Source organism: Roseomonas sp. TS2, from assembly GCF_058833935.1.
On the sequence record NZ_JCACVY010000128.1, the window covers coordinates 1 to 12,651 of the forward strand.

General features: G+C 68.5%; 11 protein-coding genes. 6 read left to right on the forward strand and 5 right to left on the reverse strand.

Annotated features, from left to right (window positions below; all coding sequences use genetic code 11):
- Positions 1-545: 545 nt before the first annotated feature.
- A complete protein-coding gene (locus ACZJYS_RS17385; protein WP_493179752.1) occupies positions 546-1,403 on the reverse strand; it encodes a hypothetical protein in 858 nt (285 codons plus the stop codon).
- A 215-nt stretch (positions 1,404-1,618) separates the two neighbouring features.
- Here ACZJYS_RS17385 and ACZJYS_RS17390 point away from each other — a divergent pair, with 215 nt between their 5' ends.
- Positions 1,619-3,169, forward strand: coding sequence for a mannitol dehydrogenase family protein (locus ACZJYS_RS17390; RefSeq protein ID WP_493179753.1), 1,551 nt, complete (start codon positions 1,619-1,621; stop codon positions 3,167-3,169).
- Between the two features lie 36 nt (positions 3,170-3,205).
- Positions 3,206-3,886 (forward strand): HAD family hydrolase, encoded by a 681-nt coding sequence (locus tag ACZJYS_RS17395; protein ID WP_493179754.1) that lies wholly within the window; start codon positions 3,206-3,208, stop codon positions 3,884-3,886.
- Between the two features lie 325 nt (positions 3,887-4,211).
- Here ACZJYS_RS17395 and ACZJYS_RS17400 read toward each other — a convergent pair whose 3' ends face one another.
- On the reverse strand, positions 4,212-5,006 hold the full coding sequence (locus ACZJYS_RS17400) for a GntR family transcriptional regulator (protein ID WP_379637614.1): 795 nt from the start codon (positions 5,004-5,006) through the stop codon (positions 4,212-4,214).
- A 103-nt stretch (positions 5,007-5,109) separates the two neighbouring features.
- On the opposite strand from ACZJYS_RS17400, the gene ACZJYS_RS17405 reads away from it, so the two are divergent.
- From ACZJYS_RS17405 to ACZJYS_RS17415, 3 genes are all read left to right on the forward strand, one after another.
- On the forward strand, positions 5,110-6,120 hold the full coding sequence (locus ACZJYS_RS17405) for a Bug family tripartite tricarboxylate transporter substrate binding protein (protein ID WP_493179755.1): 1,011 nt from the start codon (positions 5,110-5,112) through the stop codon (positions 6,118-6,120).
- 82 nt (positions 6,121-6,202) lie between these two features.
- On the forward strand, positions 6,203-7,573 hold the full coding sequence (pcaB, locus tag ACZJYS_RS17410; protein WP_493179756.1) for a 3-carboxy-cis,cis-muconate cycloisomerase: 1,371 nt from the start codon (positions 6,203-6,205) through the stop codon (positions 7,571-7,573).
- A 337-nt stretch (positions 7,574-7,910) separates the two neighbouring features.
- The gene (locus ACZJYS_RS17415) at positions 7,911-8,792 is read left to right on the forward strand and encodes an alpha/beta fold hydrolase (protein ID WP_181378353.1); all 882 of its coding nucleotides are present in this window, start codon (positions 7,911-7,913) and stop codon (positions 8,790-8,792) included.
- A gap of 180 nt (positions 8,793-8,972) precedes the next feature.
- Here the strand turns inward: ACZJYS_RS17415 and ACZJYS_RS17420 are convergent, their stop codons facing one another.
- Genes ACZJYS_RS17420 through ACZJYS_RS17430 form a run of 3 tightly spaced genes read right to left on the reverse strand, consistent with a single transcriptional unit; the run spans position 8,973 to position 11,513 of the window.
- Positions 8,973-9,953, reverse strand: a complete 981-nt coding sequence (locus ACZJYS_RS17420) for a Bug family tripartite tricarboxylate transporter substrate binding protein (RefSeq protein WP_109519356.1) — start codon at positions 9,951-9,953, stop codon at positions 8,973-8,975.
- A complete protein-coding gene (locus tag ACZJYS_RS17425) occupies positions 9,950-10,645 on the reverse strand; it encodes a polysaccharide deacetylase family protein (protein WP_493179757.1) in 696 nt (231 codons plus the stop codon). Before ACZJYS_RS17425 ends, ACZJYS_RS17420 begins: the two co-directional genes overlap by 4 nt.
- A 4-nt stretch (positions 10,646-10,649) precedes the next feature.
- A complete protein-coding gene (locus tag ACZJYS_RS17430) occupies positions 10,650-11,513 on the reverse strand; it encodes a fumarylacetoacetate hydrolase family protein (protein WP_109517470.1) in 864 nt (287 codons plus the stop codon).
- A gap of 111 nt (positions 11,514-11,624) precedes the next feature.
- On the opposite strand from ACZJYS_RS17430, the gene ACZJYS_RS17435 reads away from it, so the two are divergent.
- Positions 11,625-12,320, forward strand: coding sequence for a GntR family transcriptional regulator (locus ACZJYS_RS17435; protein WP_493179758.1), 696 nt, complete (start codon positions 11,625-11,627; stop codon positions 12,318-12,320).
- The last annotated feature ends 331 nt before the right edge of the window (positions 12,321-12,651 follow it).

Genomic DNA, 12,651 nt, shown 5'->3' on the forward strand with positions numbered 1-12,651 from the left:
ATCATGGCTGATGCCACTCAGCATCCAGACCACAAGCTGTTCTAAGCCTCCGTTCCACCGGGCACCACCGCGAGGTGCTCCATGCGTGGGTGATGTGCTCGGCCCCCGAGGTGAGCGCCAGCGGATACCATGCGTGGCGGCGGCAACCACTGCGCTGCCCATGGCCAACGGCGCCTGCTCGCCCAACACGGCATCCTCTGCTCGATGAGCCGGAAAGGCGATCGCCGGGACAAGGCCCCCGTGAAAGCTTCCTCGGCAGCCGAAAGACCGAGCGGAGGCAGGATGAGCCCTTCGAGAGCCAACAGGCCGCCAGCTCCGCTTTCTCCGGCTTCACCGGAGGTTTCTGCGATCGGCAGCGCCTCCGCTCGGCGACCGGCGGCAAGGCGCCGACCGGGATGGAACAACTCGCCGCGGCCACCTCGGCCCCAACCCGTGCCCACTGAAACGGGGTAGGGCCAAGCCAGGCAGGCTGAACACTACGCCCACCAGACCGGCAGAAGCTCCGGAGCTGTCGGCCAGACCGCTCGGCCGGCATGCCCGAGCCGTCAGCCCGGGCTGGTTGGCGAGCCAGCCACCGCATAGCCGGGCCACTCGAAGGCTGGCCGCTGCTGCTCTACGACCCAGCGCAGCACCCTGGGGTCGCGGTCAAGCAAGTATTGCCAACCTCGCACGAGTTCCACGAGGAGCTGGTCAGGCGAGAGCTGCCGCTCGCGCAAGTCGCGGTCGATGCCGGCAAAGGTAATCATGCGCTGGCCGCATTCGTGCTCGGCCAGGATGCGGTCGGATTCCTCGTTCACCCGCCTGCCGAGCTCCGCGTCCCGGAACTGCCCTACGGCCCTTGTGTGCAGGACCGGAACGCCATCGATGATGCCGAGGCCCTGGTAGCCAAGGAGCTTCGGCCAGAGCGAATCAAGTCCCCACCCCCAGCCCGTCGTTGAGAGATCGAAGGTGGGCAGGAGCTTCTCCAGCGCAGCCCGGCTAAAGCCTGGCACCATGATTTCCACGAAGCCGACACGGCGCGCAAAGAAGCTCTGATTCCGCATGCCGATGTAATGGGCGTAGTGCGACCCCTCATGCAGGCCCGGCGCGAAAAGCTGGAACTGCAGCGCGCGTGCCGCATCGAACATCGCGGTGATGGTGTCCTGCGTGGCCAGAATGTCATCGTCCGGCAGCCAGATGTGGTCGTATTCCCGCCAGCCATTCCAGTCGTTGAGGAGCTGCCGGAGGCCTGTCCACTTCGGGCCGGGAATAACGTGGCCCACGATACAGTCCAGGTCTGTCTGGGGCGGGATCTCTTGGAACGGACAAAGGTAGAGGTCCCAATCCCGTGGCTTGCCCTGGTCTATCCAGCACCGGTGCAGCGAGTTCTTGCCCACACGTGCCAGGATCAGGTTCTTTCCCATGTAATTCCCCTTGCCCGACTGATCGGACGGCGGCTGGTTTTAAAATCAAACAAAATCCGGACTCAGCACCCAGCCGCTCGCAGGCTGCAGGGCGTTCGTCTGTACGATATGAGACATTCCGCTTGTAGATTTATTGTTATATTCCGATTTCGTAACCTGCGCTCAGTTTACTGGTTGCTGGTCCTTCTGATGTTTAATCTGGAGGCCTCTTCGCTGTGGCCAACTTGTCCCCGCTTTCCGCCGCATCGCTCGAATATTCTGGCAGTTCCAGCCTGCATGTCACCGCTCCGCCCCGGCTCTCGCCCCGCACGCTCGGCCTCCTCCCGCGCTCTGTCGCTCGGCCAGGCTTCGACGTCGCGGCTCTGCGCCCCGGCATCCTGCATCTCGGCTGCGGCGCATTTCATCGTGCGCATCAGGCGGTGTTCACCCAGCGCGCGCTCCAGGCCTCCAATGCCGCCGAGCCCGAACCATGGGGGATCATCGCGGCGAGTCTGAGGAAGCCGGACATGCGCGACGCCTTGCGGCCCCAGCATGGCCTCTACACCGTCCTGGAACGCGGTGCCGAAGGCGTGCAGGCCGAGGTGATCGGCACGGTACGGGAGGTTCTCTACGCGCCGGAGGAGCACGCGGCGATGGCGGCGCGCTTCCTCGACCCGGACATCCATATCGTCACCCTCACGGTGACATCCGCCGCCTATTGCATCGACGCGACCACGGGGCGCCTCTGCGCCGCGCATCCCGATATCCAACGCGACCTTCACGGCGCCACTCCGCAGAGCGCGATTGGGGTCCTTGTCGCGGGCCTGGCGCAGGTTCGCCAGGCAGGCCTGCGCCCGCCGGTGGTGATGTCCTGCGACAATCTGGCAGGCAATGGCCGTGTGCTGCGCCAGGCCGCAATGGACTATGCGGCGCTGCGGGACGACAGCCTGGCGGAATGGATCGGCACCTCCGTGCAATTCCCGTGCAGCATGGTCGACCGGATCGTCCCCGCGGCGACGGAGGTGGACCAGGCCGACGCCGCGGCGATGCTCGGCCTTCAGGACGCGGCGCCGGTTTCCGCCGAGCCCTTCCGCCAGTGGGTGATCGAGACCTTCGAGGGTCCGCGCCCCCGCTGGGAGGAGGCCGGCGCGGAATTCGTGCCCGACGTGGCGCCATGGGAAGCCTCCAAGCTCCGCCTGCTGAACGGGACACACATGGCCATTGCTTACCTGGGTGCCTTATCAGGGTTCCGGACCGTGGCGGAGTTCGTGGCCGACCCGGCCTTCGGATCTTACGCTCTGCGCTTCATGCTGAGGGAGCAGATGCCGACCATGCCGCCAAGCGACCATGACATCACGGCCTATGCGCACCAGTTGCTGCGGCGCTGGCGCAACCCCGGCATCGTCCACCAGCTGACCCGCGTTGGCCGGAATGGATCGGAAAAGCTGCAGACACGTCTTCTCGCCTCGCTCTGCGAGAATCGCCACGCAGGCCGTCCGGCACCCTGCACGACACTCGCGGTGGCAGCATGGATCTGCTGCGCATCAGGCCGCACTGGCCAGGCCGGACCGGTACAGATGGAGGACCCGCTGGATCAGCACCTGAAGGCGATCGGCCAGGCGGCCGGGGACGACGCGGCGCGCCTGACCGATCTCGCCCTGGGCGTGGAGCAGGCTTTCGGGACGGAACTTCCGAATTGTGCCGCCTTCCGGGCCGATCTGACCCAGGCGGTGAGGGCTTTGCAACGGGGCGGAGCACGCGCTGCCGTCATGAGGCTCACGGCCTGAGCAGCGCCACCCAGGCATCAAGAGAAAGCACTTCATATGTCTGACATGCTTCAGCCCTTCAGCGCCGTGGTCTTTGACATGGACGGGCTGCTCGTGGATACGGAAAGCCTCGCGATGCGGAGCTTGATGCAGGTCGCGGCGGAGATGAACATCGACGCGCCAGAGGCCTTCTGCCACACGATGATTGGCGTTCCCGCCGATCATTGCCGGACGCTGGTGCAGGAACGCTTCGGGTCCGGGTTTCCTGCGGATCGCTATCTGAGCGCCGCCGGTCGTCATATGGAAGCTCTCATCAAGGCAGGGGCGCTGGCTCTGAAGCCCGGTGTTCTTGAGCTGCTCGCGGACCTTGAGGCACTCGGTATCCGGAAGGCGGTCGCCACGTCATCCAGCCGTGCCAAGGCCGATCGTCACCTGCGGCGCACGGGCATCCTCGGCCGCTTCGATGCTGTCATCACGCGCGACGATGTCGAGCGCGGCAAACCCCATCCGGATCTGTTTCTCAAGGCTGCCCAGGCTTTGGGTGTGCCGGCAGGGAGCTGCCTGGCATTCGAGGATTCCTATAACGGCGTCCGGGCCGCCTGCGCGGCCGGCATGACGGTGGTGATGGTGCCAGATCTCTTGCCGCCCACGGACGAGATGCGGGCCCGCTGCGCTGCGATCCTCACGAATCTGCACGCGGCGCGCCCAATGGTGTCAGCAAGGCTGACGGCGGCTTGAGCCAACGCATCCGTATGACCGGTACATACTGTGATGCGGCGCCGTGTTTCGGTCCCTTCGGCGGCATCAGCCTGCTGCCGGCCATCCGGGGCGGGCATAGCCGGCAAGGCAAATGGATCTCTCGGAAGACCTCGCCGTTGAGACGCCGAACCGATTCACCGGGGCCCGCTGAGGAGAGACGGTGGCAATGGCAGGGCAGCCTGGCTTCTCCGGCGTCGTGAGCGGTATGCCGCCCTCCCCGCGGCGGGCGATCCGCTGGAGCGCCCCTCGGCCGCCCTACATGCGGTGCCAATGTCCCGCGTCGTGGTGATGCAGGCACCGTGTCCTATCGGGGCCGGGAAGCAGCCTGCTCCGCCGCCGGCAGGCGCCTGAGCCGGGTGGTGTAGGAGAAGCGTTCCGCCGGGTGCAGGCTGACCGTCACCGCCAGCGGGGCACCGGCGGGGTCGAGGTAGCGGCGGGTGATCTCCAGCGCGTGGCCGCCCGGCTCCGCCGCCAGGGTCTGCGCCACCACCCCCTCCGGAACGCCAGCGGCCCGGATCTCCTGGACCACCTCGTCGATAGGCCGCCCGGCGCTCTCCGCCAGCAGTGTAGCGATCAGCCCGCGGAAGGAGCCGTCCTGCAGGCGCTGCCCGAAATCCCGGGGCACGGCGCCCGCGTCGGCGTAGCTGTCGGTCCAGCAGAGGGGCAGCCTCGTAGCGTCCAGGGCCACGCGGAGGCTGGCGACATGGACCCACCGGCTGCCCGGGCGCACGGAGAGGCGGGCGGCCAGAAGGTCGTCGGCGATGACCGGGCTGACCTGGAGGACGCGCCGCTCCGTTTCCGCCGCGTATTGCAGCAGGTCGTCGATCCCGGTGAGGGATTGTGCGTAGCTTCCCGGCCGCCGCGGCGCGTCGCTCGTCACATGGGTGCCGGACCGCCGCCGCCGCGACACCAGCCCCAGCTCCTCCAGCCGCAACAGCGCCGCACGGACGGTCGCACGGCTGACTCCGCGGGCCGCCGAGAGCTCGACCTCCGTCGGCAGCCGCGCGCCCGGCGGCAGCACGCCGCGCGCGATCTCCTCGGCGAGTTCCTGGGCGAGCGCTGCGTAGCGCGGTGCTGGGGCGGAGTGTGCGGCCGACATCGTGCCAATGGTACGGACCAAAAAACGGTTGACAAGCAGGGTTGCGTCTTCCTGAATAGTTCGTACCAATCAATAAGTACGGACCAAGGGAGGAAAGACCGCCATGCTGTCCCGCCGCGCGCTGGTCGCTTCCGCGGGCCTCGCGCCTGCCCTCCTGTCCTCGCCCGCCCTGCTGTCCTCGTCCGCCAGCGCCCAGGCCACCGCCAGCTACCCGGACCGGCCGATCCGCCTGGTGCTGCCCTTCTCCGCCGGAGGGCCGACCGACACGCTCGGCCGCGTCTTCGCGGAGCAGCTCGGCAAGCAGCTGGGCGGTCGCGTGGTCGTCGAGAACCGCACCGGCGCCGGCTCCACCATCGGCGCCGACGTCGTCGCGAAGGCGCCGAAGGACGGCTATACGCTGCTGTTCAACAACCTCTCCCACGCCATCAACCCGTGGCTCTACCGCCGCCTGCCCTACGACGCGGCGGCCGACTTCGTGCCGCTGGCCACGCTGATGGAGGGGCCGGTCGTCATCCTGGTGGGCGCGAACGCGCCGTACCGGAGCCTCAAGGACCTGATCGATGCGGTTCGGGCGCGGCCGGACCACCTCGACTACGGCTCGGCGGGCAACGGCTCGGCCGCCCACGTCTCCGCCGTGCAGATCCTGTCGCTCACCGGCACGCGCATGAACCACGTCGTCTACCGCGGCGTGGCACCGGCCATGGCGGACCTGATGGCGGGCATCGTCACCCTGGTGAACGACACCTCGACCACCGCGCTGGGCAATATCCGCGGCGGCCTGGTGCGGCCGCTGGCCGTCACCTCGGCCGAGCGGGTGCCGTTCCTGCCGGAGCTGCCGACGGTGCGGGAGAGCGGCATCCCCGAACTGGCGAAGTTCCGGATGTCGACCTGGAACATGCTGCTCGCCCCCGCGGGCACGCCGCCGCCGATCGTGGCGAAGCTGCATGACGAGAGCCGCAAGGCCCTCGCCGACCCCGCCTTTGTCGCCAAGCTGGCGGAACTCGGCAACGTGCCGATGGCGGCCGCCGACCTCGACGGCACCCGCGCCTTCCTCGTTGCCGAGATGGAGCGCTGGCGCGGCGTCCTGGCAGAGGCGGGGGTGAAGCCCGAATAGGGCGCTTCCGAGAACAGGATGGCCAGCCTGTGCGGCCATCCGCCGAGCATGTTCGAAACCACCGACCCCCGAGAGAGCTCCCGTGGCACCATTCGCTTCCGCGACCACCGTCATTGACTCCGGCCTGTTCCGCGATGCCTTCGGAACGCCCCGGATGCGGGAGGTGTTCTCGGATCGCACCCTGATCGCCCGCTACATCGAGGTCGAGATCGCGCTGGCGAAGGCCGAGGCGCGCTGCGGCGTCATTCCGGCCGAGGCTGCCGAGCAGATCGCCGCCCGCTGCAGCATCGACGCGCTGGACCTCGAACTGCTGCGCAAGGAGACCGACAATGTCGGCTATCCCATCCTGCCGCTCGTCCACCAGCTGGTGAAGCAGTGTGGCGAGGCCGGGCGCTACATCCACTGGGGGGCGACCACCCAGGACATCATGGACACGGCGGACGTGCTGCGCGTCCGCGCCGGGCTGGACGTGATCGAGGCGGAGATCGGCGCCCTCCGGCAGATCCTCGCCGAGCTGGCGACGAAGCACCGCGACACGCCGATGGCCGGGCGCACGCACCTGCAGCAGGCCCTGCCGGTCACCTTCGGCTACAAGGCCGCGATCTGGCTGGCCATGTTCGACCGGCACGCCGAGCGCCTGCGGCAGCTCAGGCCCCGCGTGCTCGTTGGCGAGTTCGCAGGCGCCGCGGGCACGCTCGCTTCGCTCGGCGAGCACGGGCTGGAGGTCCAGCAGGCGTTCTGCGAGGAACTCGGCCTTGGCGTGCCGGTCACCACCTGGCACGTCGCCCGCGACGGCTTCGCCGAGGTGGTGAATTTCCTCGGCCTCGTCACCGGCTCGCTGGGCAAGATCGCCTACGACATCATGCTCATGGCCTCCACCGAGTTCGGCGAGGTGTACGAGCCCTTCGTGAAAGGCCGCGGCGCCTCCTCGACCATGCCGCAGAAGCGCAACCCGATTTCCTCGGAACTGATGCTGGCGGCCTCCAAGGGCGTCCGGCAGCATGCGGGCCTGATGCTGGACGCCATGATCCACGATCTCGAGCGGGCGACCGGCCCCTGGCACGCCGAGTGGATGGCGATCCCGGAGAGCTTCGTCCTCACGGCCGGTTCGCTGCACCAGGCCAAGTTCGCCCTGGGCGGGTTGATCGTGGACGAGGCGCGCATGCGGCAGAACCTCGCCCTCAGCAAGGGCCTCATCGTGGCCGAGGCCGTGATGATGGGCCTGGCACCCTTCACGGGCCGCGACGAGGCGCACGACCTCGTCTACGATGTCTGCCGCGAGGTGAACGAACAGGGCGGCACGCTGGCGGACGCCCTGGCGCGCCACCCGGAGGTCACCCGCCACCTGGACCGCGCCGCCATCGACCGGCTGACCGACCCGGCCAACTATCTCGGCATGGCGCCCCAGATGGTGGACCGCGCCGTCGCCGCTTCACGGCGGCAAGCCAGTTAGCGCCGGAACGGAGGAAGGGACTGCACCTCCTGGCCGCTTCCGCAGCCCGGGGCGCTCACGAGACCGGATCTCACGCAGAAGGCGCCCTCGGCCATTCAGCGTCTGCGGCCGCCCGAGGACCGATCGACGGGGGCGACCGGGGTTTGGAACATGTCGGCGGCAAACGTGTCGGCAGCACCGGCGCATCCGTCGGCCCGAGTCCAGTTCAGCGGCCGGAGATCGCCGAGGGCGGCGGTCGGGCCGCGAGGGAGGAAAGAAGATGAACCTGTATCCGGCAAGCCGGCGGGATATGATGGCGCTGGGAGCGGCCGCTCTTGGAGCCTCACTGCTCCCGTCCATGGCGGCCCGCGCGCAACAGCCGCCCGCCTCCACGGAGAAAGCGGGCTACAATCCGCGCTTCGTCACTTCGCCCGATGGCGTGCGCCTCGCGACATATGAATTCGGCAATCCGCAGGGACCCGCGATCCTGTTCCTGCACGGCTTCGCGCAGGCTGCCTTGTCATGGGACCGGCAGCTGCGCGACCCGGCGCTGGCCCGCGCCTTCCGCATGGTGGCGATCGACCTGCGCGGCCACGGGATGAGCGCCAAGCCACAGGGCGATGCCTTCTACAAGCCAGGCCAGGTCTGGGCCGATGATGTGCGGAGCGTCATCGCCGAACTTGGGCTGCAGCGTCCCGTCCTGGTCGGCTGGTCCTATGCCGGGCGGGTGGTCGGCGACTATCTCGCCGCCCACGGTGCCGATGCCGTAGCCGGCATCAACTACGTCGATGCCAGCAGCACGCTCGGCGACCCTGCCTTCCTGGGCCCTGATGTCGGGCTGCTCGGCCCCCAGGCGATGCTGGCGCCGGGCGTCGAGGGCTTCATCGAGGGCACGATCCGGTTCCTGCGCGCCTGCTTCGCCACCCAGCCCGATCCGGCCGATTTCCAGACCATGCTCGCCTTCAACATGCTGGCGCCGCATTACGTGCGTGCAGGCCTCTCGGGCCGCCCCGCCGACTACGCGGCGGTTCTGAGGGCGCTGCGCCTGCCCGTTCTGGTCACCCATGGCGAGAAGGACCGCATCCTGACCCCGGCGATCGCGCGCTTCACGGCCGCCGCCGTGCCGGGTGCCCGGCTTTCCCTCTACCCCGACAGCGGCCATGCGCCGTTCTGGGAGGAGCCGGAGCGCTATAATCGTGAGCTGGCCGAGTTCGTCCAGCAGGCGCAGGCGGCGCGCTAGCACCGCCCCGACCCGACATTTCCCTCATCCACGATATGTCCCGATCAGGTGAATCCACCTGATCGGGTGAAGGTGCCGGAAGGCGCCAAGGCCTGGGAAAAGCAGGCCAACCCGGTGCGGACGACCGAAATCGTGCCGCCTCCGGGTTGCTGACCAAGCCGGAGCCCCGGCCGTATTTCCTCAATCCGGGCGAATGTTGGCGGCGGCGATGACCGGCCGCCACTTCGCGATCTCGTCCCGCGTCATCGCCGCGAGCTGCTCCGGCGAGCCGCCCACCGGTTCCACGCCCTGGGCGCGCAGGGTCCTGAGCGCCGCCGGGTCGGCGAGCAGGGCGTTGGTAGCCCGGCTGAGCCGGGCCACGATGTCCGCCGGCATCTTGGCAGGGCCGTAGAGCGACCACCGCCCTTCCACGACGAAATCCGCCACCCCTGCCTCCTGCATGGTCGGCACATCGGGCAGGATGGCGATGCGCTTGGCCGATGTGACGGCCAGCGCCTTCAGCGTGCCGGCCTCCAGATGCGGCTTGAGGCCGAGCGGATGATAGAACATCCCGTCCACCCGCCCGGCGATCAGGTCGGTGATCGCCTGGCTGGCGTTGCGGTAGGGAACGTGCTGCGTCTCCAGCCCCGCCCGCATGTTGAACAGCGCCTGCGAGAGATGCCCCGTGGTGCCGTTGCCTGCCGAGGCGAAGCTCAGCGGCTTCTCCTTGGTCAGCGCGATCAGCTCCGCCAGGGAATTGGCCTTCAGGGCGACCGGCACGCCCAGCACGGATGGCGTGGTGACGAAAGGCGCGATCGGGGTGAAGTCCTTCACCGGATCGAAGCCCAGATTGGGGAAGAGGCTGCTGTTGATGCCGTGCGTGCCGTTGGTGCCGAGCAGCAGCGTGTAGCCATCGCCGGCCGCCTGCGCGACGGCCTGCGCGCCGACATTGCCGCCGGCGCCGGCGCGGTTCTCCACCACCACGGGCTGCCCGACATCCTTCGCCAGCGCGTCGCCCAGGATGCGGCCGAGCGCATCCGTCGTGGTGCCGGCGCCGAAAGGTACGACGAGGCGGATCGGCCGGTCCGGCCATGTGCTCTGCGCCTGTGCGGCACCGTAGCGGGCCAGCAGTGGCGCGGCGGCAAGCCCGCCCAGCAGGGCGCGGCGTGTGGCGAATGTCATGCGGAGGCTCCTGCGCGAGAATTGACGTAGTTGGTGACCGGCCCTGTGGCGATGCCGCGACGGAGCGGAACACAGGAGTCCGGAAACTCCTGCGTGAATTGAGCGCCCTGGTCGGCCAGGCTGCCGAGGAAGCGGTCCAGGTGGCGCATGGCGCCATTCGGCAGGTCGTGCAGGACCAGCACTACGGGCTCCGGGCCGCGGCACATGTCCAGCGCCCGATCCACCCAGCCATCCGGATCGCGGAAGTCGCCCGGCACGGCATTCCACAGCACGCAGGTGAAAGCGCCGTGCGTCAGGAGGTCGAGCGCGGCTTGGCTCAGCAGGTGCGGGCCCAGGGCGCCGCCGCCGCCCTGCGGGCGGAACAGCCGGTGTTCGTGCGAGAGATCGCCGATCAGCTCCTGGGTACGGGCGATCTCCGCCTCAGCGGCTGCGGCGCCGCCGGGAGCGTCACCCAGCGGCCCGGCATGGCTCCAGGTGTGATTGCCGATCCAGTGGCCCTCGGCATGCGCCCGTTCCGCCAAAGCGCGATGCGTCGCCAGCTTGTGCCCGAGGACGAAGAAGGTGGCGGGAAGGCCGCGCCGCCGCAGCACCTCCAGCACGCCCGGTGTCACCTCCGGCTCAGGCCCGTTGTCGAAGGAGAGGGTGATGCTGGGCGCCCCGGTTGCGGCGCCCTGGAGCCTCTCGCCCGGCATCGTCTCAGGCCTCGTCCTCGACGGTGTTGACGAGGGTGCCGATGCCCTCGATCTCGATCTCCATCGTGTCGCCGCCCTTCATGAAGACCGGCGGCTTGCGGGCATAGCCGACGCCGCTCGGCGTGCCCGTGGCGATGACATCGCCCGGCTCCAGCGTCATCGCCTCGGAGAGGATGGCGAGGATGCGCGGGACGGAGAAGATCATGTCGGAGGTGTTGCTGTCCTGCATCGTCTCGCCGTTGAGGCGGGCGGTGATGCGCAGCGCGTTCGGCCCCTGCGGCAGTTCGTCGGGCGTGACGATTTCGGGGCCGAGGCCGCCGGTGCGGTCGAAGTTCTTGCCCATGCCCCACTGGGTCGATTTGCGCTGGTAGTCGCGCACCGAGCCCTCGTTCATGCAGGTGTAGCCGGCGACGCAGGAGAGCGCCTCGGCCTCGCTGAGGTGCCGCGCGCGCTTGCCGATGACGATGGCCAGCTCCGCCTCGTAGTCGAACTTGTCGGAAGCCTTCGGCCGCAGCAGCGCCTGGCCGTGCGCGGCGAGCGAGGTGGGGCCGCGGAAGAACACCGCCGGATAGTCGGGGATGGGGTTGTTCCCCTCCTTGGCGTGCAGCGCGTAGTTCAGCCCGATGCAGACGACCTTGCCGGGGCGCGGAATGACGGGCAGCAGGGTCAGCCCGGCGAGCGGCCGGCGCGGCGCATCGGCGAGGCGCGCGGCCAGGGCGGGTGCGCCCTCCGGCAGCCCGAGCGCGGCCAGGGCCAGGGCGGGGTCCTGCGGCAGGCCCGGCACCACGTCGGCGAGGAGAACGACCTCCGTGCCCAGCCGGGCACCGAGGGCCGCGCGCCCCTCGTGCTGGAATGCGATCAGGCGCACAAACCGTTCCTCCTAAAATTTTGGCAAAGGTTTTATCGAAATTATTCCCTCGTCAAGCTGGAATTCCGAAAACTTGCCTGTCCATAACCGGGGAGCGATGATGCTCGGGTCATGTCCCAAGCCTTTTCCTTCGCCGATGCGCGCGATCCGACCCTTGCCACAGCCGTCCACCGCCGGCTTCGAGAGGACATCCTCTCCGGCCGACTGCCGCCAGGCCAGAAGCTGAAGCTGCGCGACCTGGCGGAGAGCTACGGCGCCGGTGCCTCGCCCATGCGCGAGGCACTCTCCCGTCTCGCCGCCGAGGGGCTTGCGGAGCAGATCGAGCATCGCGGCTTCCGCGTTGCGGCGGCGGCGCCTGGCCAGCTCCATGGCTTGATCCGTAGCCGTGTGCTGGCCGAAGGCGCGGCACTGCGGGAAGCCATCCTGCGGGGCGATGCCGCCTGGGAGGAAGCGCTGCTCCTGGCCGAGCACCGGCTGAATCGCGCCGCCCGCTCGCTCGATCCCAACCGTTTCGTCAGCAACCCGGATTGGGAGGCCTGCCACCTGCGGTTCCACCAAGCCCTGCTGTCCGCCTGCGGGGCGCCGCCCCTGCTGGCCTTCTGCGACCGGCTGCGGGAGGAAGCGCAGCGTTATCGGGCGCTTTCCAACACCTTGGCCTATCCGGGCCGCGACGTGGCAGCGGAACATGTCATACTCGCCCGTGCGGCGCTGAATCGCGATGCCGACAAGGCTGTCGCCCTCCTGGCGCAGCATTACGAGCGAACCGGCGCCTTTATCGGGGCCGACATGGGCAGCGGCATCGGGTGACCGCTGCCGCCTCCTTAGTCCCGGAATGTCGTGGTACCCTTCAGCACGATGCTGCGGGGCATGCGCTATGGGTCAGGTTCTTCACGGCTGCGCCAGAATGACGATGCAGTTCGTTGCGTGATCCAGCGTCAGCAAGAAAGCGTAAGGGCGCGGCCGAGGCAACTGCCTGGTGGTGGGCCGATCATGGCCACAATGCATTGGCCGACATTGGCGACTTCATCGCCCTCACCCGCCGCATCAATGCGGATTGGCCAACTTGGCAGAGCACGTAGGCTGCTCAATCAACCATCGCTAGCTTTTGCTACTTGGCCATGTGCCTCATCTTGATCCT